The 23,245-nt window shown below is 66.6% G+C and carries 22 protein-coding genes; 13 read left to right on the top strand and 9 right to left on the bottom strand.

All coding sequences use genetic code 11. The features are described from left to right. Nucleotides 1-13: 13 nt before the first annotated feature. From FBY31_RS08205 to FBY31_RS08195, 3 genes are read left to right on the top strand one after another with little or no spacing between them, the layout of a single operon-like run. A complete protein-coding gene (locus FBY31_RS08205) occupies nt 14-715 on the top strand; it encodes a phosphoadenylyl-sulfate reductase (RefSeq protein ID WP_200833443.1) in 702 nt (233 codons plus the stop codon). Beyond that, nucleotides 712-1,695 carry a sulfate adenylyltransferase subunit CysD gene (gene cysD, locus FBY31_RS08200; RefSeq protein ID WP_235012972.1) on the top strand — a complete coding sequence of 328 codons (984 nt, stop codon included), beginning with the start codon at nt 712-714 and terminating at the stop codon, nt 1,693-1,695. The genes FBY31_RS08205 and cysD overlap by 4 nt, the downstream gene beginning before the upstream one ends. Continuing rightward, nucleotides 1,695-3,131 (top strand): sulfate adenylyltransferase subunit 1, encoded by a 1,437-nt coding sequence (locus FBY31_RS08195; RefSeq protein WP_235012971.1) that lies wholly within the window; start codon nt 1,695-1,697, stop codon nt 3,129-3,131. The genes cysD and FBY31_RS08195 overlap by 1 nt, the downstream gene beginning before the upstream one ends. Here FBY31_RS08195 and FBY31_RS08190 read toward each other — a convergent pair. After that, nucleotides 3,119-3,574 (bottom strand): SRPBCC family protein, encoded by a 456-nt coding sequence (locus FBY31_RS08190; RefSeq protein ID WP_142039114.1) that lies wholly within the window; start codon nt 3,572-3,574, stop codon nt 3,119-3,121. The genes FBY31_RS08195 and FBY31_RS08190 overlap by 13 nt on opposite strands. 86 nt (nt 3,575-3,660) lie before the next feature. Between FBY31_RS08190 and FBY31_RS08185 the strand changes: the two genes are divergently transcribed. Continuing rightward, the gene (locus FBY31_RS08185) at nt 3,661-4,827 is read left to right on the top strand and encodes an RtcB family protein (RefSeq protein WP_142039111.1); all 1,167 of its coding nucleotides are present in this window, start codon (nt 3,661-3,663) and stop codon (nt 4,825-4,827) included. A gap of 14 nt (nt 4,828-4,841) precedes the next feature. Here FBY31_RS08185 and FBY31_RS08180 read toward each other — a convergent pair whose 3' ends face one another. Next, nucleotides 4,842-5,252 (bottom strand): Hpt domain-containing protein, encoded by a 411-nt coding sequence (locus tag FBY31_RS08180; RefSeq protein WP_142039108.1) that lies wholly within the window; start codon nt 5,250-5,252, stop codon nt 4,842-4,844. Between the two features lie 330 nt (nt 5,253-5,582). Between FBY31_RS08180 and FBY31_RS08175 the strand changes: the two genes are divergently transcribed. The 7 genes from FBY31_RS08175 (at nt 5,583) to FBY31_RS08145 (ending at nt 13,243) form a co-directional block, all read left to right on the top strand. Continuing rightward, nucleotides 5,583-6,725, top strand: a complete 1,143-nt coding sequence (locus FBY31_RS08175; RefSeq protein WP_142045167.1) for an ABC transporter substrate-binding protein — start codon at nt 5,583-5,585, stop codon at nt 6,723-6,725. Between the two features lie 31 nt (nt 6,726-6,756). After that, nucleotides 6,757-7,482 carry an ABC transporter ATP-binding protein gene (locus FBY31_RS08170; protein ID WP_050054183.1) on the top strand — a complete coding sequence of 242 codons (726 nt, stop codon included), beginning with the start codon at nt 6,757-6,759 and terminating at the stop codon, nt 7,480-7,482. Continuing rightward, a complete protein-coding gene (locus tag FBY31_RS08165) occupies nt 7,472-8,479 on the top strand; it encodes an ABC transporter permease (protein WP_200833332.1) in 1,008 nt (335 codons plus the stop codon). The genes FBY31_RS08170 and FBY31_RS08165 overlap by 11 nt, the downstream gene beginning before the upstream one ends. A 99-nt stretch (nt 8,480-8,578) precedes the next feature. Next, nucleotides 8,579-9,025 carry an SRPBCC family protein gene (locus tag FBY31_RS08160; RefSeq protein WP_142039105.1) on the top strand — a complete coding sequence of 149 codons (447 nt, stop codon included), beginning with the start codon at nt 8,579-8,581 and terminating at the stop codon, nt 9,023-9,025. A 91-nt stretch (nt 9,026-9,116) separates the two neighbouring features. Beyond that, nucleotides 9,117-10,382, top strand: a complete 1,266-nt coding sequence (gene cobA, locus FBY31_RS08155; RefSeq protein WP_142039103.1) for a uroporphyrinogen-III C-methyltransferase — start codon at nt 9,117-9,119, stop codon at nt 10,380-10,382. An 87-nt stretch (nt 10,383-10,469) separates the two neighbouring features. Beyond that, the gene (locus FBY31_RS08150) at nt 10,470-11,936 is read left to right on the top strand and encodes an FAD-dependent oxidoreductase (RefSeq protein WP_142039100.1); all 1,467 of its coding nucleotides are present in this window, start codon (nt 10,470-10,472) and stop codon (nt 11,934-11,936) included. A gap of 536 nt (nt 11,937-12,472) precedes the next feature. Beyond that, complete coding sequence (locus FBY31_RS08145) at nt 12,473-13,243, top strand: TM2 domain-containing protein (RefSeq protein WP_235012970.1); 771 nt, start codon at nt 12,473-12,475, stop codon at nt 13,241-13,243. A gap of 93 nt (nt 13,244-13,336) precedes the next feature. Here FBY31_RS08145 and FBY31_RS23300 read toward each other — a convergent pair whose 3' ends face one another. Genes FBY31_RS23300 through FBY31_RS08130 form a run of 3 tightly spaced genes read right to left on the bottom strand, consistent with a single transcriptional unit; the run spans nt 13,337 to nt 15,801 of the window. Next, entirely contained in the window at nt 13,337-14,650 is a 1,314-nt protein-coding gene (locus tag FBY31_RS23300; RefSeq protein WP_235012969.1) for an SRPBCC family protein, read from the bottom strand. A 29-nt stretch (nt 14,651-14,679) separates the two neighbouring features. Further along, entirely contained in the window at nt 14,680-15,507 is an 828-nt protein-coding gene (locus FBY31_RS08135; RefSeq protein ID WP_142039095.1) for a DUF1206 domain-containing protein, read from the bottom strand. Between the two features lie 3 nt (nt 15,508-15,510). Further along, nucleotides 15,511-15,801, bottom strand: a complete 291-nt coding sequence (locus tag FBY31_RS08130) for a hypothetical protein (protein WP_142039092.1) — start codon at nt 15,799-15,801, stop codon at nt 15,511-15,513. A 153-nt stretch (nt 15,802-15,954) separates the two neighbouring features. Between FBY31_RS08130 and FBY31_RS08125 the strand changes: the two genes are divergently transcribed. Further along, entirely contained in the window at nt 15,955-16,491 is a 537-nt protein-coding gene (locus tag FBY31_RS08125) for a hypothetical protein (protein ID WP_142039089.1), read from the top strand. 116 nt (nt 16,492-16,607) lie between these two features. On the opposite strand, the gene FBY31_RS08120 is transcribed toward FBY31_RS08125, so the two are convergent. From FBY31_RS08120 to FBY31_RS08110, 3 genes are all read right to left on the bottom strand, one after another. Next, nucleotides 16,608-17,801: an AI-2E family transporter gene (locus tag FBY31_RS08120; protein WP_142039086.1), complete on the bottom strand. Its 1,194-nt coding sequence runs from the start codon at nt 17,799-17,801 to the stop codon at nt 16,608-16,610. A gap of 146 nt (nt 17,802-17,947) precedes the next feature. Further along, nucleotides 17,948-18,628, bottom strand: coding sequence for a FadR/GntR family transcriptional regulator (locus FBY31_RS08115; RefSeq protein WP_142039083.1), 681 nt, complete (start codon nt 18,626-18,628; stop codon nt 17,948-17,950). Between the two features lie 6 nt (nt 18,629-18,634). Continuing rightward, the gene (locus FBY31_RS08110; protein ID WP_142039081.1) at nt 18,635-20,011 is read right to left on the bottom strand and encodes an MFS transporter; all 1,377 of its coding nucleotides are present in this window, start codon (nt 20,009-20,011) and stop codon (nt 18,635-18,637) included. A gap of 149 nt (nt 20,012-20,160) precedes the next feature. Here FBY31_RS08110 and FBY31_RS08105 point away from each other — a divergent pair, with 149 nt between their 5' ends. Next, nucleotides 20,161-21,726: a CYTH and CHAD domain-containing protein gene (locus FBY31_RS08105; protein WP_235012968.1), complete on the top strand. Its 1,566-nt coding sequence runs from the start codon at nt 20,161-20,163 to the stop codon at nt 21,724-21,726. Nucleotides 21,727-21,806: 80 nt separating this feature from the next. Here the strand turns inward: FBY31_RS08105 and FBY31_RS08100 are convergent, their stop codons facing one another. Then, nucleotides 21,807-23,243 (bottom strand): PucR family transcriptional regulator, encoded by a 1,437-nt coding sequence (locus tag FBY31_RS08100; RefSeq protein ID WP_142039075.1) that lies wholly within the window; start codon nt 23,241-23,243, stop codon nt 21,807-21,809. Between the last annotated feature and the right edge of the window lie 2 nt (nt 23,244-23,245).

Raw genomic sequence — 23,245 nt, 5'->3', positions numbered from 1 at the left:
TGCGCCCGTACCCATGCTCCGTTCGAAGGAAGAACTGAAGGCCCTCGCCGAGTCCGGTGCCGCCGAGCTCGGGTGGGACGCTCCCGCCCGCGACGTGATCGCCTGGGTGGAGCGCAACTTCGACCTGCCCGCCGTCGCCGTCGCCTGCTCCATGGCCGACGCCGTGCTGCCCGCACTGGTCGCGGACCAGCTGCCCGGCGTCGACGTCCTGTTCCTGGAGACCGGCTACCACTTCCCGGAAACCTACGCCACGCGCGACGAAGTGGCCGCGAACCTCCGCGTCAACGTGGTGGACGTGCTCCCGGAGAACACCGTGGAACAGCAGGACCGGCTCCTGGGCAAGGACCTCTTCGCCCGCGATGCCGCCCAGTGCTGCGCCCTCCGCAAGGTGGCCCCGCTGCGCCGCACCCTGGCCGGCTACGAACTCTGGTTCACCGGCGTCCGCCGCGACGAGGCCCCCACCCGCACCAACACCCCTCTGGTCACCTGGGACGAGGCCAACGGCCTGGTCAAGGTGAACCCGGTGGCCGCCTGGACGTTCGACCAGCTGGTCCAGTACTCCGACGACAATCTCCTGCCCGTCAACCCGCTGCTTTCCCAGGGTTACCCCTCCATCGGCTGCCAGCCCTGCACCCGGAAGGTGGCGCCGGGCGATGACCCCCGCGCCGGCCGCTGGGCAGGGAGCGACAAGACAGAATGCGGACTACACGTATGAGCACTCTCAACGACACTTTGGTTTCGACAGGCCCGGTTTCGACAAGCTCAACCTCCGAGCCGGTGATTGAGCCTGCCGAAATCTCCACGCGCCTCTCCAGCCTGGACACTTTGGAATCGGAAGCGATTCACATCATCCGCGAGGTTGTTGCCGAGTTCGAGAAGCCCGCGCTGCTGTTTTCCGGCGGCAAGGATTCCGTGGTGATGCTGCACCTGGCCACCAAGGCGTTCTGGCCCGGCAAGGTCCCGTTCCCCGTGCTGCATGTGGACACCGGCCATAACTTTCCCGAGGTTCTCGACTTCCGCGACCGTACGGTTGAGCGGCTGGGCCTGAAGCTCGTGGTCGGCTCCGTCCAGGAGTTCATCGACCGCGGCGAGCTGGCCGAGCGTGCCGACGGCACCCGCAACCCGCTGCAGACCGTCCCGCTGCTGGACGCCATCCAGCAGAACAAGTTCGACGCCGTCTTCGGCGGCGGCCGCCGGGACGAGGACAAGGCCCGCGCCAAGGAGCGCATCCTGAGCCTGCGCGACGAGTTCGGGCAGTGGGATCCGCGCAACCAGCGTCCCGAGCTGTGGAACCTGTACAACGGCCGGCACACCGTGGGCCAGCACGTCCGTGCGTTCCCCATCAGCAACTGGACGGAGCTGGACATCTGGCGCTACATCGAGCGCGAGAACATCGAGCTGCCCGGCCTGTACTACGCCCACGAGCGCGAGGTCTTCGCCCGCGACGGCATGTGGCGTGCGGTTGGCGAGGTCTCGCAGCCGCTGCCCCACGAGGACGTCATCACCAAGACGGTCCGCTACCGCACGGTGGGCGACATGTCCTGCACCGGCGCCGTGGAGTCCGACGCGTACACCGTGTCCGACGTGGTGGTTGAAGTCGCTGCCTCCACCCTCACCGAACGTGGCGCCACCCGCGCAGATGACCGCATCTCCGAGGCAGCCATGGAAGACCGCAAGAAGGACGGGTATTTCTAATGAGCACGATTGACACATCGGTGGTTGAGCCTGTCGAAACCCCTATTTCGGTAGGCTCAATCAACGAAGGCCTGCCCACCACTTTGTTCCGGTTCGCCACCGCGGGGTCGGTCGACGACGGCAAGTCCACGTTGGTGGGCCGCCTCCTTCACGATTCCAAGGCCATCCTGGCTGACACGCTCGACGCCGTGGCCCGCACCTCGGCCGACCGCGGCTTCGGCGGGGAAAAGGGCGGGATCGACCTGGCACTGCTGACCGACGGCCTGCGCGCGGAACGTGAACAGGGCATCACCATCGACGTGGCCTACCGCTACTTCGCCACGGACCGCCGCAGCTTCATCCTGGCCGACTGCCCCGGGCACGTTCAGTACACCAAGAACACGGTGACGGGCGCGTCCACTGCGGATGCCGTCGTCGTACTCATTGACGCCCGCAAGGGTGTGCTGGAGCAGACCCGCCGGCACCTGTCCGTGCTGCAGCTGCTGCGCGTGGCCCACGTGATCGTGGCCGTGAACAAGATCGACCTGGTGGACTTCAGCGAGTCCGTGTTCCGCGAGATCGAAGCCGACGTGCAGCGGGTGGGCCGCGAGCTGGGCCTCGGTTCAGATGGAATTGCCGACCTCCTGGTGGTTCCCGTCTCCGCACTCGACGGCGACAACGTGGTGGAGCGCTCCGAGCGGACGCCTTGGTACACCGGCCCCGCGCTGCTCGAGGTCCTCGAAACCCTCCCGGCCGCCGATGAACTGGAAAGCCACCTGGAGAGCTTCCGCTTCCCGGTGCAGCTGGTCATCCGGCCGCAGGGCGCCCTGGCTCCCGACGCCGTGGCCGCCGGCCTGGATGTGGAGGCCTACCGCGACTACCGCGCGTACGCCGGCCAGATTACCGAAGGCTCGGTCAAGGTGGGGGACAAGGTCTCCGTCCTGACCCCCGGCCAGGGTCCCCGCACCACCACCGTGGTGGGCATCGACTTCGCCGGCGGCTCGCTGGAGGAAGCCGCCGCCCCGCAGTCGGTGGCGATCCGCCTGGCGGAGGAATTCGACGTCGCCCGCGGTGACACCATCGCCGCCGCCGGAACCGTCCGCGAGGCTTCGGCGGACCTGTACGCATCGCTGTGCTGGCTGTCCCCGAAGCCGCTCCGCGAGGGCGCCAAGGTACTCGTCAAGCACGGCACCCGCACCGTTCAGGCCCTGGTACGCAGCGTTGGCGGCAAGCTGGATCTGGCCACCTTCAAACTGGAACCGGCGTCAACGCTTGAACTAAATGACATCGGCAATGCGCAGCTCCGGCTCGCCGCGCCGCTGCCGCTCGAAAACTACCTGCACCACCGCCGCACCGGTGCGTTCCTGGTGATCGACCCGCTGGACGGCAACACCCTGGCCGCGGGCCTGGTCAAGGACCACCCCGGCGACCACGAGGACGAGCGCTACTCGATCTGACTGACGCCCGATTCGCTGGAAAGCTGCAGGGTCGCCGTACCGGTACGGCGAGCCCGCAGCTTTCCGGCGATTTCGCGGTTTACCAGCCCGGCCAGCTTGGAGAAACCTGCGGGGCTCCCCGTGTTGCCGAGGCTCATGCGGGTCCCGCCGTCGTCGTCCGTCCAGGTGTAGGTGGTGTGCATGGGGAACGGTTCCTGGGCGGTGCGCATCACCAGCTTCTCGCCCGGAACGTACTCCACGAACTCATAGGTGCAGTTCAGCTCCCGGCCGAGGAACTTGGCGGTGAACGCCACTTTTGAGCCGGCTCCCACCGGATCCGCGGTCAGGCGTTGGGACTTATGGATGTTCGCGTACCACTTCGGCGCGTTATCGGGGTTGGCCGCGTAGTCCGCCACCTCGGTCCGGGGCCGGTTGATGTGGATTTGGGTCTGGACGCTCACCATGGTTCCGTCTCCTTCTCCGGCGCCGAAGTGACGCCAGGGGTTAGCCTAGGAGTCACGTTAGTCCTCGTTTTGCGCGGAGGCGAAGCATGCAAACCATCAGCCCCAAGCTCCTGAACTGGGCTTCGATCCTGGATGACCAGACGCGGGAGCAGGCCGTGATGACCGCCGGGCTGCCGTTTATCTATCCCCACCTGGCGCTGATGCCGGACGCGCACCTGGGCAAGGGCGCCACCGTGGGCTCGGTGATCCCCACGCTGCACGCCATCATCCCTGCGGCGGTGGGGGTGGACATCGGCTGCGGCATGATTGCCGTCCGGACGCAGTACTCGCTGGCGGACCTTCCGAAGGACCGCAAGAAGCTCCGTGAAAACATCGAGCGCGTCGTTCCGCTTTCCGCGGGGCACAACAACAGGACTGTTTTGCCTACCGCCGAGCCGCGGATCGCTGAACTGAAGCAACTGGCGGCGAAATCCGGGTTCAACCCCGCCCAGTACGTGGCCAAATGGGAGCTGCAGCTGGGGTCCCTTGGCTCGGGAAACCACTTCATCGAGGTCTGCGCCGATGAGGCCGATGCAGTCTGGCTGTTCCTGCACTCCGGTTCACGCGGCATCGGCAACAAGATCGCCCAGAATCACATCGGCGTCGCCCAGCACGTGTCGCGGAAAAACCAGATCCGCTTGCCCCACCCTGACCTCGCCTACCTCGACGAGGGCACGCCACAGTTTGACCGCTACATGGCAGAGCTGCGATGGGCCCAGCACTTCGCCCTCCTGAACCGGGAGGAAATGATGGACCGCGTCAGCGCCCAGTTCGGCCACTGGGTGGGCGGCCGCGTGCAGGAACGCGAACGGATCAACTGCCACCACAACTTCACCCAGCAGGAGACCCACTACGGCAGGTCCGTCTGGGTGTCCCGGAAAGGCGCAATCCAGGCCGGGCCCGGTGATCCCGGACTTATCCCAGGTTCCATGGGGACGGCGTCGTACGTGGTGGAAGGCCTGGGCAACCCCGCATCCCTGAACTCCTCGCCGCACGGCGCCGGCCGGGAATACTCCCGCAACGCCGCCCGCAGGACCTTCACCCTGGACGAGTTGAAGAAGGCCATGCGCGGGATCGAGTTCCGGGCTTCGGAGGCGTTCATCGACGAAATCCCGGCCGCCTACAAACCCATCGACCAGGTGATGCAGGACGCCGCCGACCTCGTTAAGGTCCGGCACAAGCTTCGGCAACTGATCAACGTCAAGGGCAACTGAAGCCGCTTCAGTGCTCACTCCCGGTCCGGTTTCCTCCTCAGGGCAGCCTGCAGGAGGTAGGCGGTCTGCCGGCTGCACTGGTTGATCCGCCGGAGGTGGGCCGCGGCCAGATGGGGAAGCGCCACGGCCGGATCAGCATTGAGGATGTCGTAACGCAGGGCCTGTTCGAGATTGATGGCCAGGCCCGCCAGCCGTTCGGCCCCGACCATTTCGCTGGACGTCTTGAGGCTGAGGACAGCATCCATGGCTCCCGTGACGTCGCCTGTGGTGAGGGCCTGCCGCAGCTTCTCGTTCCGTTCCGGCAGTAGGGCAATGAAGTTTTGCACGAACACTTTCCAGACACCCTCATCGTCTTCGAGTTCTTCGCGCAGCCTTTCGAGGACTGACGGGTCCAGTAGCGGTGCGTAACCGTTGCCCTGGATCACGGCTGCGCTCCGCGATCAGGCTGCGCGCCTGGCACAACCATCTGACACAAATGCCTGGAAAGCTCGATACCCATGACGTGCCCCTGAAAGTCAATCCATCCATGAGCCTCCCAGCAGGACTTTTTATGGACGCTACGGGGGAGGGGACCCGGAAACACGAGTAGTGAGTACTCGAATGTTGTGCACATTGGGCAACGCGGACTCCAAGTGTTGCGGGGGACGCTGGCGGAATGTGACGCTAGATGAACCTGCGTGACCCCCCGTTTCCGCTTCATTGAACGGGTTTGGGTCACTCCCTATGGTGAAACAATGACTAGTTCCAAGCCCGGGATGACCCGCATCGTGGCAGGCGAAAGCGCAGTTCCCCCGCGCAAGCGTGCCGTCGAGGCTGCCCTGGCCATTGGGCTGGTCCTGCTGATCGCCCTCGGCGCCGTGGTGGCTTCCACCGTGTCCCGCAATACCGAGGCTCAGGCCGTTGAACCCACTCCCGCCGCGGAACTGAAGCTGGGCTACTTCGGCAACGTCACGCACGCCCCGGCACTGGTGGGCATCAAGGAGGGCTTCCTGGCCGAAGCCCTGGGCAGCACCGTGCTGAGCACCGAGACTTTCAACGCAGGTCCGGCAGCCATTGAGGCGCTGAATGCCGGCGCGATCGACGCCGCGTACATCGGCCCCAACCCGGCCATTAACTCCTTCGTCAAGAGCCAGGGTGAGTCCGTCAGGATCGTTGCCGGGGCTGCCGCCGGTGGCGCGCAGCTGGTGGTCAAGCCGGAGATCAACTCGGCTGCGGGCCTCTTGGGCAAGACCCTCGCTTCCCCGCAGCTGGGCGGGACGCAGGATGTTGCCCTCCGCGCCTGGCTCGCGTACCAGGGTTACAAAACCAGCGTGGACGGCAGCGGCGATGTCGCCATCAACCCCACCGAGAACGCGCAGACCTTGAAGCTGTTCCAGGACGGAAAGCTCGACGGCGCGTGGTTGCCTGAACCATGGGCGTCACGCCTGGTGCTCCAGGCCGGAGCGAAGGTGCTGGTGGACGAAAAGGACCTGTGGGACGGGACCGGGACCGGCAAGCCCGGCGAGTTCCCCACTACTGTCCTGATCGTGAACCAGAAGTTCGCGGCGGACCACCCGGACACAGTGAAGGCGCTCCTGGCCGGGCATGCAAAGTCGGTGGCATGGCTGAACGAAGCGCCCGCCGAGCAGAAGGCCGCCGTCATCAACTCGGCCCTTCAGGAATCAGCAGGCGCGGCCCTGGCGGATGACGTCCTCGCCCGATCCCTCACCAACATCACCTTTACCCTGGACCCGCTGGCCGGAAGCTACCCCCGGCTGCTGGAGGACGGCGTGGAGGCGGGCACCACCAGGCAGGCCGACATCAACGGACTCTTCGACCTCCGGCCGCTGAACGACGTCATCGAAGACGGCGGCAGCGGTGCGGCTCCGATTTCCGCCGCCGGCCTCGGCCAAGACTGACCCCCTCACCCACCTACATAAGGACGGCACCATGCCAGTCGTACTGGAAAACCTGGGCAAGCGCTTCGGCGACGGCGCCCCGGTGCTGGACGACGTCAACGCCAACATCGGCCAGGGCGAGTTCGTCGCCCTCCTCGGTGCCTCCGGCTGCGGCAAATCCACCCTGCTGAACATCATCGCGGGACTCGAGGCGCCGACGTCGGGCGCCCTCGAAGTGCCCAGTGACGGTGCCGCGTTTATGTTCCAGGACGCCGCCCTGTTCCCCTGGCTCACTGCCCGGGAGAACATCGAACTCGCCCTCAAGCTGCGCGGCATGGGCAAGGCCGAGCGCAAGGCGAAGGCGCAGGAGCTCCTCGAGCTGGTGCACCTCGGCACCGCGGGGGACAAACGCCCGCACGAGCTGTCCGGCGGCATGCGCCAGCGCGTGTCCCTGGCCCGGTCGCTGGCGCAGGACCGGCAGCTGCTGCTGATGGATGAGCCGTTCGCCGCCCTGGACGCCATCACCCGCGACCTGCTGCATGACGAACTGGAGCGCATCTGGAAGGAAACCGGGCGGACCATCGTTTTTGTGACCCACAACGTCCGCGAAGCTGTTCGGCTGGGACAGCGCGTGCTGCTGCTGTCCTCCCGCCCAGGCCGCGTTGTCCAGGAATGGGCAGTCACCGAGGAACACCGAACCGACGCCGGGCTTGCCGGCCAGCTGACCGGGGTCATCACCGCCCGGCTGCGTGAGGAGATTCGCCGCCATGCCAAGTAAGTCCCTGTCCGGCTCCGCGCCCTCCGCGCCGGATGCCGCCCCGGTGGTTGAGCCTGTCGGAACCACGATTTCGACGAGCTCAATCACGGGCCAGCCTGAAGCCCGGCACGTCCACGCCGCCCTGACACGCACCTCCACCGGTCGGGAGGACCTGCGGGAACTTGAGTCCGGGCTTGACTCGTTGCAGTCCGACGCCGACCGCAAGCACCGGATCGATTGGAGCCGCGTGCTCCTGCCCATCGCCGCCCTGGTGGCCCTGGTGCTCATCTGGCAGTTCTACGTCTCACTCGGGGTGAAGCGCCGCGACCTGGTGCCCGGTCCGCTGGACGTGATGACCCAAATGGGCATCCTCTGGAACGACGGCAAGCTCCAGGAAGCCGTCTGGACTTCCATGCAGCGCGGGGTTGTCGGGTTCCTGATCAGCGTGGCTATCGCAACTCCTGTGGGTCTGCTGCTCGCCCAGGTTGCACCGTTGCGCAGGGCCTTCGGTCCGCTGATTTCCGGCCTGCAGGTGCTGCCGTCCGTGGCGTGGGTTCCGGCAGCCATCATCTGGTTCGGACTCACGGACGCCACCGTTTATTTCGTGATCTTTATGGGCGCCATTCCATCCATCATCAACGGGCTCATTTCCGGGGTGGACCAGATCCCGCCGCAGTATCGACGGGTGGGTACCGTCCTGGGTGCATCGCGGCTGCAGATGGCGCTGCAGATCATCCTGCCCGCCGCGCTGCCCGGATACCTGAGCGGCCTCAAGCAGGGCTGGGCCTTCTCCTGGCGCTCGCTCATGGCTGCGGAAATCATCGCGGTGGGCGGCACCATCGGCTTCGGCCTGGGCTCGCTGCTGGACCAGGGCCGCGTGCTGTCCGACATGACCGTGGTGATGGCGGCAATCCTGCTGATCCTTGCCGTCGGCATCCTGATCGAGCTGCTGGTGTTCGCGCCCATAGAGAAGCGCCTCCTGCGCAGCCGCGGCCTCCTGTCCGGCAGCACCCGCTAAGCACTGTTTCCCTCAACGCGGGGTCAGATAGAGCCCATCAACCACTGGTTGAGGGGCTTTATCTGACCCCGCGTTGTATTTCGCTGGCAGACTGGCCCCATGACCGCCAGTTTTGTGTGCCGAACCGAAAGCTCCCTTCCGCCGGAGCGGCTGTTCGACCTGGCTCGGAGCATCGACCTCCACTTGGACTCGCAGGAGCACAGTGGGGAACGTGCAGTCGGAGGTGTGACCTCCGGGCTTATCGGCGAGGGCCAGGACGTGACGTGGCGGGCGCGGCACCTCGGGCTTCCGCTCACCATGACGAGCCGGGTCACCGAGTTCACATTCCCCAGCAGCTTCACGGACGAACAGATCCGCGGGCCGTTGAAGTTCTTCCGCCACGTCCATGAATTCGAGGCCACGCCCGGGGGCTGCATCATGACCGACCGGGTGGAGTTCACGGCGCCGTTCGGGTTCGTGGGCCGGACGGCAGAGAAGTTGGTCGTGCGCCCGTACCTGCAGCGGCTCATCCGGGACCGCGGGCGGTTCCTCGCGGACAGGCCGTAGCGGTCCAGGCTATGTGACGCAGCGTTACCTTGCGTGACCTGTTGTTGCTCGGCCTTTGTGGGCGATTGTGACGCGGCCCTACCGTTGATTCATGGCAATTCAGGATATTTACCCCACAGCGCTGCGGTTATTGGGCCGCGCCGTGCTGGTGGTGGGCGGCGGCCCGGTGGCTGCCCGCCGCGCCAAGGGGCTGCTCGACGCCGGTGCCCGGGTCACCGTCGTGGCTCCGGTTGCCTCCGCCGCACTTCAGGAACTGGCAGACGCCGGCCTCCTCACCTGGGAAGCGCGCCCTTACCTTCCAACCGATGTCGACGGCGTGTGGTTCGTGCAGACCGCCACCGGCAATTCGGAGGTGGACGCCCAGGTCTCAGCCGACGCCGAGGCGCAGCGCATCTGGTGCGTCAACGCCTCAGACCATGAAGCCTCCGCCGCCTGGACCCCCGCCGTCGCAGAGGTGGACGACGTCAAGATCGCCGTAAACGCCGGCGGAGACCCGCGCCGCGCCATGGCCGTCCGGGACGCCGTCGCCACCGCCCTCGAAACCGGGGACCTGCCGCTTCGCCGCCGCCGGGCGGCCCGCAACGGCTCAGTTGCCCTCGTAGGTGGCGGTCCCGGCGATACCGGCCTCATCACCGTCCGTGGCCGCCGGCTCCTGGGCCAGGCCGACGTCGTCGTGGCAGACCGCCTGGGCCCCCGCGAACTCCTGAAAGAGCTGGCTCCGGACGTCCGCGTCATCGAAGTGGGCAAGACTCCCGGCCACCACCCCGTGCCGCAGTCAGAGATCAACCGGATCCTCGTCGAGGAAGCCTTGAACGGCCACCGCGTGGTCCGGCTCAAGGGCGGCGACCCGTACGTGCTGGGCCGCGGCGGCGAGGAAGCCGAATACTGCCGGCAGCACGGCGTCGAGGTTGAGGTGGTTTCCGGCGTCACGTCCGCAATCTCCGTTCCTGCCGCCGCCGGTATCCCGGTGACCCATCGCGGCCTCGCCAAGGGCTTCAGCGTGGTGACGGGCCACGAGGAACTCTCCGAGGTTCCGGCCCGCCCGGACCACACCGTGGTGCTGCTGATGGGTGTGGGCCAGCTGCGCGAATCCGCGTCCGCCCTGGGCAAAGCCGGCCTGCCTGCCGGCACCCCGGTTGGTATCGTAGAGAACGGCTACCTGCCGAACCAGCGCGTCACTATCGGCACGCTCGGTTCCATCGCGGACCAGGCGGAAGCCGTGGGTGTGGCCAGCCCGGCAGTCATAGTCATCGGTGACGTGGTGCGCGTGAGCCCGTTCGCGCCGTCGCACTTCAAAACCGCCGACTACGGCACCACCACCCCGAACAGCCCCCGCAAGACCGTCCTCACCACCTGAAACCCATCGACTGCTCCATAACTGCCGTTATGAGCGTTCAAAACGGCAGTTACCCAGCAGCCGATGCAGAAGAAAAGGAACACAGCCGTGTCATCAAGCACCACCGTAGGTTCTGCCGAACGTCCGCTGCGCGTCGCCGTCGTGGGCTCCGGCCCGGCAGGCGTGTACGCCGCGGACATCCTCACCAAGAGTGAAGCCGTCAAGAGCGGCGAGCTGACCGTGAGCATCGACCTCTTTGACCGCTACCCGGCACCCTACGGCCTGATCCGCTACGGCGTGGCCCCGGACCACCCCCGCATCAAGGGCATCGTCAACGCCCTGCACAAGGTCCTGGACCGCGGCGACATCCGCTTCTTCGGCAACGTGGACTACGGCACCGACCTCACCATCGAGGACCTGCGCACCCACTACGACGCCGTCATTTTCGCCACCGGCGCCATCAAGGACGCGGACCTGAACATTCCCGGCATCGAGCTGGACGGTTCCTACGGCGGCGCGGACTTCGTCTCCTGGTACGACGGCCACCCCGACGTCCCGCGCGAATGGCCGCTGGAGGCCAAGGAAATCGCCGTGATCGGCAACGGCAACGTGGCCCTGGACGTGGCCCGCGTCCTGTCCAAGCACGCCGACGACCTTCTGGTTTCAGAGATTCCGGAGAACGTCTACGCCGGCCTGAAGAACTCGCCCGTCACGGACGTGCACGTCTTCGGCCGCCGCGGCCCGGCCCAGGTCAAGTTCACCCCGCTGGAGCTGCGCGAGCTGTCCCACTCCAAGGACGTGGACATCATCCTGTACCCGGAGGACTTCGAGTTCGACGAGGAATCAGACCGCCAAATCCAGACGAACAACCAGACCAAGACCATGGTGGGCACCCTCACCAACTGGATCGCCGAGCAGCCCGAGGACCTCTCCGAGCTGAAGGCTTCCCGCCGCCTGCACCTGCACTTCCTGCACAGCCCGGTGGAGATCTATGACGACGCCGAGACGCCGGGCAAGGTGACCGGCATCAAGTTCGAGCGCACCGAGCTGGACGGCACCGGCAACGCCCGCGGCACCGGCGAGCTCGTGGACTACCCGGTTCAGGCCGTGTACCGCGCCATCGGCTACTTCGGCTCGGCCCTGCCGGAGATCGAGTTCGACCACAAGAAGGGCGTCATCCCGAACGACGGCGGCCGCGTCCTGGACGCCGCCGGCGCCCACGTGCCGGGCATCTACGCCACCGGTTGGATCAAGCGCGGACCCGTCGGCCTGATCGGCCACACCAAGGGCGACGCCCTTGAGACCGTGACCTACCTGCTGGAAGACCGCGAAAACCTTCCGGTCGCCGCCGTTCCCGCGGCAGACGCCGTCGTGGAACTCCTCGACTCCCGCGGCGTGAAGTTCACCAGCTGGGAAGGCTGGCTGGCACTGGACGCCCACGAGCTCGCCCTCGGCGCAGCTGCAACCGAGGCCGGCGGCTCGCACGGTGTTGAGGTCAAGCGTGAGCGCATCAAGGTGGTGCCGCGCGAGGACATGGTTTCCATCTCCCGCGACGGTGTAGCAGCGCAGGTCTAGGGCTTTTCCGGGCCGCTCAGCGTTCGTCCTCCGGGCGCGGATACAGGGCATGCAGTAACGGTGCACGGAAAATGGGATGGGCATTTCTGCCCATCCCATTTTTTTGCCCTCTGAAGTACATTCATTGGACAAACACTTACCTGCTTTGGGGAAGCATGGTTGAAAACTCCTACGCGGGAAACGTGGGCCAGTTGCTGCAGCTTCGGGCCAACCCCGGGTAGCCAAACCCGCACTGGCTTACCAAACCCACCCTGGCTTAACAGTTGCCCGCCCTGCCGCCCTTAGAGGTCGCGGGGCAGCCCAAAGCCTGCGACCGCGCCCTTTCAGCCCAGCCTCGCCCACATACCTCCACCAAAGGAAGATCCATGAGTCACCCCAGTTACCCTCAGCCGCCCCGGAACGGGCCGGCAGCTCCCCCGGTCCCGCCTGCAACACCGAGCTTTGACGGGCAGTACCAGGGAGGACCGCGGGGCGGATACCAGCCAGGCTCCTCTTTTGGACACATTCCCTATGCCACTGGTCCGGGAAAGTCCTTCATGACCACCTGGCTTTTGTCGCTCCTGCTCGGCACCTGGGGTGTGGACCGTTTCTACCTCGGCAAGATCGGCTCCGGCGTCGCCAAGCTGCTGACGCTGGGCGGGTTGGGAATCTGGGCCATCGTTGACCTGATTATCACTTTGACCGGCAACACCAGGGACAAGGATGGTCGCCCGCTGGAAGGCTACCCGGAGAACAAGAAGAAGGCCTGGATCATCACCGGCGTCGTCTGGCTTATCGGCATGGTCATCGGAACCTTCTACATGATCCTGTCCTTTACGATGCTCTCTGCAGCACTTGAGGGGCGGAACATTCCGGTGCCGCCGTCGAACCCCTCAGTGACCGAAGCAGCACCGCAGCCCTCGTCCTCGGGAACTGCCAGCGATGCGACCTCCTTCGTGGTCACAGTATCCGAAGGCGACAATGTGAAGGTGGGCGTCATCGACTCGGTCTACGTCACCGAGATTCCCGGAATGTCCTATATGAAACCGGCAAACGGAGGGTTCCTCGCCATCAACGTTTCGTGGGAGACGCTCTCCGGTACCAGCCTGGCCAGCGCCTCAAACTTCGAGGCCTACGACGCGGACGGCAACGAGGGCGAAGGGATCTACCTGGAAGAAGGGCTTGATGGCCTGCCCACCGAGGAAGTTGCCGCCGGTGATGTTCGCCAGGGAGTGATCGTGTTCGACGTCAGGAAGGGCCCCACCACGATCGTGGTCAACGACGCCTCCGGCGACCAGGCATCCACCTTCAGCCTGACCCCCCAGTAGCTGATCCAGAGAAAAACCCGCGGCGCCATCCGGCGCCGCGGGTTTTCTCGCTTGTGTTCCGCTTCAAGGCTGGGTCCAGTTAACTCAGGTGCGCTACTTCCCGGCTCCGCCTGCCGCCATCAGCTCCAGCCGCTTGAGCGTCTCGCGGTTGCGCATGGTGATCATGGGGTCCCGCAGGACCTTTGGCACCCTCTTGCCGGGCCCGCGGATGGCATCTTCCGCCAAGGTGACGAGGCATTGGTTGCCCTGGTCCTGGAGCGTGATCAGCACCTTGGCCTCGCCCAGCGGCCAGCCGCGCGCCACCAGTTCCAGTGACTTCTCCGGTTCGGCAGCGGTCACACGGGTGCTGTCGTTGATCACCAGCGGCCAGGCGCCCACGGAGTGGTGGAGGCGCGATCCGGCCTGCGGCCAGGTGTCATCCACGGCGCGGATCCGTGAGGCACCCACCACCCAGCCGGAGTAGAGCCAGCCATCGGAAATGACCCGCCAGACATCGGCGGCGGGGGTGTTGAACAGCTGTGACACGGTGGACATGGTGTTCCTTCCTGTGGTGGCTGGGCCGGGCTGGTTGCTTGCTGTTTCCGGACGTCCGACGGCGGAATGCTCGACGGCGGCGCGGACGGCAGCGTACGGCGCGGGCTGCTGTGCGGCCCGGTACGAGCCCTCCCGCAGGCGGCGGGTCCACGCGTAGGCTTGCGCGCCGTGCGGCTGGTTTTCGAGCGGATTGAAGCGCAGGGGAGTGTCGGCCGGTTCCGGGCTGGCCTGCAGCCTCAGTTCGCCGCACTGCTGCCACGGACCTGCCGTTTTGGCCCAGTACAGTCCGAGAACCCAGCGGCCGGAGATCACTGATCCGCCGGGCAGGCTGATAGTCCGCAGCCCCAGCAGCACGGGTCCGTTCCGGCCGCGGTAGGGCATCAAGGTAGTGAAGGTGGCGGAGGGAACGTCCAGTTTGGGCTGGAGCAGGAACCGTCCCGGAAGATTCCAGCCGGTGGAGGACAACAGCACGTCGACAGCTCCGCCGCCTGAAGCTCCGCCGCCTGAAGCTCCGCCGCCTGAAGCTCCACCGCCTGAAGCTCCGCCGTCGGACGGCGTGAGACGAAGGGCGAGGCCCAGGACATCCGGAAGCCGGGACGGCAACCCCGCTGAACGCGAGAAGCGTGCCTCGACGGAATCGGTGCCCGGCGCGTCGAGCCAGTCCACGCCGCTGGGACCGCCGGAGTTCCCGGTCCGGGTCAGTTCTCCGGTGAGGCCGACGCCCTTCGGATGGATGGGCCGGACGGGCCGGGCCACTTTGAGGACCCGGAACAGGCCGGCAAAGGCACGTCCGGCCGTCTCCGAAATTCCCGGCGCATCGTCACGCGGCCCCGCACCGCGGCGTTGTGGGTGGTCCTGCAGCAAGTGCGTCATGCTTCCTTCCTACCCAGAAACACGTGGAACTACATCCGCCCGAACCGTGAGCGGATGAGGGCGAAAATTCCGTAGGCAATGAATCCTGCCCCAATGGCGACCAGCAGGTACGGGCCGAACGGGTGGTCGCGGAGGGCCTTGAGGCTGCCGTCCAGTCCGGTTGATTGGTTGGGGTCGTGTTTGGCGGCGGCGATCACAAAAAGCAGCCCGGTGAGGCCCAGGGCCGCGCCTTTGGCGATATGGCCCGAAACACCAAGGCCGTCGATGAGCCGGCCGCGCCGTGTCCCGTCAAAGTGGAAGAGCTCTTCCTTGAAGCCGCGGCGGACGCCCTTGAACACGAAGTAGATGCCGATCCCGATGATGGTCAGGCCCAGTGCCACCAGCGCCCACAGTCCCCAGGGGGTGGCTATCAGGGAGGCACTGAAATCCTTCGTGCTCTCGCTGGAGTCGCCTCGCAGCCCGACGGCGAAACCGGCGAAGCTGAGGCCAACACTGCCGTAGGCGATGGCGAGAAAGCCGGAGGAGATCAGCTTGGACAACCGCTCCTTGCCGGACTTGCGGCGGACCCGCAGGGTGGCCTCGCTGGCTTGCCACAAGGCGAGGCCCGTGCACGCGGCCACACAAGCCCACATTACAGCGGGCCCCCATGTGTTGGCCGCGAGTTGTTCAATGGCGCCTGTGGGTTCAGCCTCCCCGGGCTGGCCGAAAGCAACAGCAATGGCGATGGCCCCGATAATAACGTGCAATAGCGCCATGACGGCGAATCCGGCCCGTGCCAGGACGTCAAGGGCCGGATGGTTCGAGGCCTCCTCGACGGCGTCTGCGGCCTGGCTCAGGGTGGAATCGCTGTCCGACATCAATCAGCCGTTCATGGGCCCTTCGGCGCGGATCTTCTCCGCGCCCGGTCCCTCCACGTGGACCGTGCAGCGGACCACCAGTTGTCCGGGGGCATTCTCCAGCTCCACCAGGGAATCGTGTCCACTCAGCACAGTGAAGACTTCGGAGCCTGGCACCACGGCCACTCCCTTGGCTTCCGCAGTGGCCCGGGCATTGCCGAACGCCTCGCGCTGAAGCCCTTCCACGTACCTGCCCTCATCTTCACGGGCGGGGTCACCAAAGGCCCAGCCGAACAAACTCCCAGTAGTTCCCATGCCGTTGATATTACGCGGTCTGCCCGAGCAAGACGGGCTTTCGTAACATTAGTAAGTGTGCTTACCATGGGCGGACCATGACCTTGATGGGACACGGCAAGTAACGTCCGCAGGCACGGCATCTCAACCAGTTCAACGTTAGGAATGCACATCATGGCAGGAAATCTTATTGCCCGGTCAGTTCACGACCTGACGGCAGCGGCATGGTTCGGTGGGTCCCTGATGGGTGCCATCGGGCTGAACGGTGCAGCGGCAGCGGCCAGGGATTCGTCCGAGCGGACCCGGCTTTCCAGCGTGGGCTGGATGAAGTGGGCCCCCTTCCAGACTGCTGCGTTCGCCTCCCACCTGGTGGCGGACCTCGCCATCGCCTGGGAGAACAAGGAACGCATCGCCAAACAGGAAGGCGTTGCCCGGGACACGGTGATCAAGACTGCCGTGACGGTGGTGGGCGCTGCCGTGACGCTGTACTCCGGCATCCTCGGCAAGAAGGTGGAGAAGCTTGCGGACCAGGGCGCCGAGGGTGCCACGGAGCCGCGGCCGGATGCTTCGGATGAACTGAAAGCGGCCCAGCAGCAGCTCAAGGTGCTGCAGTGGGTCATCCCCGCCTTCGCCGGACTGGTGGTCATCCTCGGCGCAAAGCACGGCGAGATGCAGCGGCCCAAGAACGTGTTCGCGGGCCTGCGGCGGTAGTTTTCAGGCTTCCGCAACGGCGGGCAACGCAAGACGCACGACGACGGTCCGGCACCCAGGTGCCGGACCGTCGTCGGTTCCGCTTCCTCAAACCGGATGTGTGTCCCGCCGAAGCACTAGACCGGCTGGCTGTTCGGCGGCGGCAGGTCCGGGTTCATGTCCGCCAGGTTCGGATCCTCCGCCGTCCACACCTGGATGATGGCCCAGACGACGGCGGCCAGGGGCACGGAAAGCACCGCACCTACGATGCCGGCGAGGATGGTGCCGGCGGTCAGTGCCATCAGGATCACCAGGGCGTGGAGCTGCAGTGACTTGCCCATCACGACCGGTTGCAGGAGGTCGCCTTCGAGTTGATTGACCGCCACCACCACTGCCACCACGATCAGGGCCACCACCGGGCCGTTCGCAACCAGGGCCACCAGGGCGGCCAGGATGCCGGCAATGGTGGCTCCCACCAGTGGAATGAACGCGGTAATGAAGATAATGATGGCCAGCGGGAACGCCAGGGGAACCTGCAGGATCAGCAGCGCCGCGCCGATGGCCACCGTGTCCACCAGCGCCACGATGGCGGTGCCGCGCACATACCCGCCCAGCACCTCGAGGGTCCGGCTCCCCACCCGGCGCAGCTTCGCTTCCCGCCGCCCGCTGAACGGCCGCAGCAGGAAATTCCAGATCTTTGCGCCGTCCTTGAGGAAGAAGAACAGGATGACCACCATCAGGCTGGCCCCGGCGATGAATTCGGTGACCACGGAAAGGCCGGTGATGGCGCCGGAGCGGACCTGGCTGCTGGACGCAAACTGCACGATTCCCTCCCGCGCCTGGTCCAGCTGTTCCTGCTCGATGGGAACCGGGCCGGTCAGCAGGAACTGCTCCAGCTGATCCAGCCCGGACGACGCCTGCCGGGCCAGCTCGCCCCACTCGTTGCGGACCGAAAGGTAGATCACGGCGGAGATGCCGGCGAGTAATGCCAGTAATGCCACGAAGGCGATGCCGGTAGCCACTCCGCCGGGAAGTCCGCGGCGCCGGAGCATGTTGACGAATGGCCCGATCGCCGCGGCCAGGATCAACGCGATCAGGATCGGGATGACCAGGAGCTTGATCTGCATCAGGGCGTACACGGACGCCACGGCAACCGTGAGGATCAGCAGGACTTGGGCCGAGCGGGTGGCCACCCTGCCCAGCCCGTCGGTCCAGAGCGTGCCGGGCTGTTTAGCTTCCCGTTTCTTCGTGGCCGGGGCCGGGACCGGTACGTGCGGGGTCCGCACGGTGTCGGTGCCCGGCACCTGTTCGGTCTGGCGGGTTCGCGCCATGGGGACTCCTCGTTCATCCGCGGATGCCTTGGGTGTCGCGGATGCGCACGCCAGGGAGACAACCTTCGTCAGATAGTAAGCCTACTGATCGATTAGGGAGGGGCGAAACCCCGTGGCCGGATCGTTTCCTCCGATAGCGAGCCGGGCTATGCCGCCAGCCACTCCGCGCAGGAGTTCAGGTTCCGGTTGACGGTGGCTACGGCAGCATCCTCATCCCGCTGCTCAATGGCCATCAGCAGGAGATCGTGCCCCTCGTGCTGGAGCCCATCGAATCCCGGCCGGCGGAGCTGCTTGAGCAGATCCTCATGGACCACTGCGCCGAAGCTGACGTAGAGCTCATGCAGCAGGGGGTTGCCGGATGCCTGGGCCACCCGTTCATGGAAGCCCCAGTCGGCTCGCGCCCAGGCCTCATAGTCGTCGCTGTTCCAGGCCTGGGTGCGGCCCGCGAGGAGGCCGCGCAGGGCCGCAACGTCGTCGCGTGTGGCGTTGCGCGCCGCCAGCCGGGCCGCCTGGGTATCCAGGCCCAGCCGGACTTCCAGGATGTGCGCCTCGGTGTGGTCCTGGTACATGCGCCGGGCGGCGCCGGAGATCTCACTGGTGGCCCGGACATAAGTGCCGTCACCCCGGCGGACTTCCAGCATGCCGCTGTGCGCCAAGGCCTTGATGGCCTCACGCAGGGTGCCGCGTGAGACGCCCAGATCGGTCATCAACCCGGTTTCGGAGGGGATGCGCTGGTGGAGGGGCCAACCGCCGGACTGGATCATGGTGCGCAGCTTGGCGGTGACTTCCTCTGCAAGCGGCGTGCGGTGCGAGGGACTGAGTGCCATGGCGTCCTACTTCTTTTCGACGGCGGGCGCGGCGGCTGTGCGGACACTGGCGGCGCCGGCCGCGCCGGCTACGCTGCGTGTCATCGCGCTGCCCGTGATCAGGTGCGCCACCACAATCTGGACCAATGCCAAAGCCAGAAGCAGCGCAAGGGGCAGGACCCAGCCGCCGGTGGCACTGTGCAGCAGGCCCATGCCGAAGGGGCCCGCGGTCGCCAGCAGGTATCCGCTGGACTGCGCCAGCGTGGACAGCGCCGTGGTTTCGGCCGTACTCGCTCCACTGCGGCTGATCATCACCATCACCAGGGGGAAGATGCCCAGGCCGAATCCCAGCAGGACGGCGGGAACAACAGCCAGCCCCACGGGCAGGACCAGGAGCAGGGCCAGTCCCGCGGCCATGGTGATGCTCACCAGGTAGAACGCCGGGCGGAGCATGCCGGGACGGGAGCCGATGGCGATGAGCAGCATGCCCGCGGGCACGGACACCAGCTGCATCAGCCCGAACATGAGTCCGCTGTCCGAGGCATTCATTCCCATGGTGGTGAGCATGTACGGGAACCAGCTCAGCAGGGCATAGGCAAGCAGGGCCTGGAGCGTGAAGATGGCGGTCAGCAGCAACCCTTTCCGGGTCCGCAGCAGCGGCCAGGGGGACACGTGCCGTGCTGCCGAACGCGTGCTGTTGCGGTGCGCGTGCAGGGCCACGGGGAGGAAGCCCAGGAACGCGGCCACGGCAGTAATACCAATGGCGCCGACGGCGGCGGACGGCGATCCGAGGGCCTGCGCCAGCGGTACCACGGCGACGGCGGTAACGGTGGCCCCGGTGGTCATCGTCACCGTATACACGCCGGTCATAAGGGAAGTCCGGTGCGCGAAGTGCTCGCGGATGAAGGACGGCATGGCCACATTGCACACTGCCAGTCCGGACATTCCCACCACGCTGCCCAACACCAGCATCCCGGTGGCAGGGATACCCCGGAGCAGGAGGCCGCCGGCCAGCATGGAGAGGGACAGCAGGATCGCCTTCTCCACGCCCAGCTTGCCCGTCAGCCAGGACGTGGCCGCGCCCGCCAGGGCAAAGCACAGGGTGGGGATCGATGGGATGATTGCGGCCACCAGTGGCCCATAACCCAGCACCGTCTGCAGGTCGTGCAGCAGTGCGGACGCTCCGGTGATGCCCGCACGCAGGTTGAGGCCGATCAACACCAACGCAATAACACCGAACACGACGGCGGAGCCCGGCTTCGTCGGCCCCTGTGCCGGAGTCCGTACGGCAGCAGGCGCGGGCACGGCTGCAGGCGCCGGAGCGGAAGCAGTGCGGGGTGCCGAAGCGGGCGCGGTGAATCGGGCGGCGGAGGAGGCGGCGGAGGAAGGGGGAGTGGCGGACATCTTCCTAGGCTAAAGGTTAGACGTTTGATGTCTCGAGTTTTGTGGGCAAGCTCTCCCGGCTCATCCCACCGGGGCAATAGACTGCCAGCGGGGGCCGGGACGTCAATCCGTCGGGCCCGCGAAGGACCAAATGCGGAAGGACGGCTGTGATGGCTTCCCAGGGAATCGAAATCGAGAAGAAGTACGACGTCGGTGATGCCGCCACAGTGCCTGCGCTCGAAGAACTGCCGGGGGTGGCGCGCGTAGGGGCTGCCCGTACTGCCGTCCTGGAGGCGGTCTATTTCGATACGGACCAGTACACCCTCGCTTCCCGCCGGATCACGCTGCGCCGCCGCACCGGGGGAGGCGACGCCGGGTGGCACCTTAAGCTGCCCCCGGAAGCCAGTGCGGAAACAGAACTCCAGCAGCGCCGGGAGGTGCATGCACCACTGGGCCAGCCCGGCGTCGTTCCTGACAGCCTGTTGGCGTATGTGCAGGCGTACCTGCGGGGAGATGAAGTGAAGCCCGTGGTCCGGCTCGAAACCCGGCGCACCACGCACGCGCTGTATGGCGAGGACGGGGTCCATCTGGCGGACCTGGCCGACGACCAGGTGGAAGCCACCCTCCTGCCCCACGGGGACGCCCCGGCGCAGCGGCAGAGCTGGCGCGAGTGGGAGCTGGAACTCGTCCATGGCGGACCGGACCTGTTTGCCCCTGCCGAAGAGGTCCTCACCGCTGCGGGCGCCCGTCCCGCCGGCCACGCATCCAAGCTGGCGCGTGCCCTCGGCGGTGATGAGGGGGGCGCCGCAGCGCAGGAGGAGCGGGAAACCCCGGCGGCACTCCTCGCCGGCAAGAAGGCTCCGGCGGCCGCCGTCGTTACCGTCTATGTGGCGGAGCAACTGCGCGGGCTCCTTGCCGACGACGCCGCGGTCAGGCTGGAGGAACCTGAGGGCATCCACAACATGAGGTCCGCCATCCGCCGGCTCCGTTCAGTGCTGGGCGCGTACCGGAAGCTTTACCGCGCCATGCCGGTCAGGCGCCTGCGGGACGAGCTCGACTGGCTGGCCCTGCTGCTCGGTGATCCGCGGGACTCTCAGGTGGTGCTGGAAAGGTTGCGGGGGCAGCTGGACGAGCTCCCGCCGGGGGACGCCAGGGACGCCGTCAGGGAGCAGGTGGAGCGTAAGGCCGGAGCGGCATTCGACGCCGGTTACCGGCTCGTCCAGGAGGCGCTGAAGTCCGAGCGGTACTTCCGGCTGCTGGACAACCTTGAGGACTTCCGGGACCACCCGCCGGTGAGGGCAGAAGCGGTGGCCCCTGGCCGCAGGATCGCCGCGAAGGCGGTGGACAAGTCCGCCCGCCGGCTCCGGCGCTCGCATAAGGCCGCCCGCGATGCGCGCCGCGGCACGGACCACGAAAACGCACTCCACCAGGTGCGCAAGGACGCCAAGCGGCTGCGCCATGTGGCCGAGTCGGCGGCGCTGGTGACGGGCAAGCGCGCCGGGAAAGTCGTCAACGCCGCCCACAAGCAGCAAAGGATCCTGGGTGACTTCCACGATGCCCTGATTGCCCGGAACCTGCTGCAGGACCTCGAAGCGGGTCACGGCCTGGCTCAGTCCACCGCACAGGCCCTGGCCGCGCTGCGGGCGCGCCAGGCCGAACTGATGGACGCCGCCGTGGCCAAGTACCGAAAGGCCCGCAAGAAGTCCCGCGCCCTGCTGCGGCGCGGGGTCATCTAGCCAACAAGCAACGCGGGGTCAGACAATGCCCGAAAAAGAGCAAGCACCGGGCTGGTAGTGACCCCGCGTTGCGGTTGGCGCTACTTCCCTTGGCGGGCGGACAGCCGGGCCACCGCAAGTGCAAGCCAGAGCTGTACCCTGTCCGTGGTGACGGCAGGATCGTAGCCGGTCAGTTCGGTGATCTGCGCCAGCCGGTACCTGACCGTGTTCCGGTGCAGCGTAAGCTCCTCGGCGACGGCGGCCACCGAGCCGTTGTTGTTCAGGTAGCTTTCCAGCGTGGTCATCAGCTCGGCACCATGGGCGGCATCGAAGGTCCGCAGCGGGTTCAGTGACTCGTGGGCCATATCCGCCAGCGGCACGTCCTCACTGGCCAGCAGCAGCGACGTCAGGCTCAGCCGCTCCGGCTCGTTGACCGGCAGCCCGTGGCTGGCGGCGTCCCGCGCCTCGAAGTAGCTCCAGCGCAGGCCGTTCGGCTTGGTGTACGCCCCGCCGATGCCGATCGTCGCGTGGATCCCCGCCTCAGCCAGGTGGTCACTCAGCTTCCGCGCCAGCGACGGCGCCGCCCCGCCGTCGTCGTTCATCACCAGCACCAGATCCTTGCCCACGACGGCGGCAACGGACTTCTCCAGTTCGCGCGGCACGGAGGTGCTCACCAGGGCCTTGTGATGGGCGGCGGAGACGGCCAGCAGCACCACGTTCTTGCGGGTGCTGTTGATGCCGACGCCGGCCAGGCGGCGCTGGGCCTCGCTGGTTTCCAGGGCTCCGTGGATCACGTCGTCCAGTACCTGACCGCACAGGGCACGCTCGGCCTGGCGCTGCTTGACCATGTTGTTCAGCTCAACGCTGATCAGGTTCTGCGCGTACCCGATGATGCCGGAGTCCTCGAAAGGCTTGCGGACCCACAGCGTGCAGGCGTCGCGCCGGCCGGTGGGGATGGGGTAGGAAGCCCAGGTATCGGCCTGCGGATTGTCCTTGGTGCTGTTGTACAGCTGGGCCGTGAACTGGGTGAGCGCAATGTCCGCCCGGAGCATGCCGCCCAGGTGTTTCAGGAGCTCGGCCAGGCCGCCGCCCGTCAGCAGCGCACGCGCCAGGACCTGGTGCCCGGCAATCAGCCGTTCCAGCTTGGCGTAGTGGTCCGCGGACTGCGCGTCCGCCACCAGCTTGCCGACGGCGATGAACGGCGTCTCGTAGGGGACCTGCACCACGGGCAGGCCCCAGCGGTTGGCCTCGGCAAGAAGGGCCGGCGGCACTGCCTCATGCGAAAGCCCCACCCCGAAGCCGATGCCCACAGCGCCGGCCCGCTGCACCTGGCGGACAAAACGCCGCTGCTCGGGGGCCGATTTCAGCCGCAGGCCGGTGGTGAGGATGAGTTCGCCGCCGTTGATGAAGCGCTGCGGGTCCTCCAGTTCGGTCACAGCCACCCAGTTGATGTCCTGGTGCCAGGTGGTCTCGGCGACCCCCACTTTGGACAGGTTCAGGGATTTGATACCCAGGAGGGCAGCAAGGGAAATGGCCATGA

The sequence above is a fragment of the Arthrobacter sp. SLBN-100 genome (genome assembly GCF_006715305.1).
In the GTDB taxonomy this organism is placed as follows: Bacteria; Actinomycetota; Actinomycetes; order Actinomycetales; family Micrococcaceae; genus Arthrobacter.
Note: the sequence above shows the minus strand (reverse complement) of the source record. Positions and strands in the feature narration are given on the sequence as shown.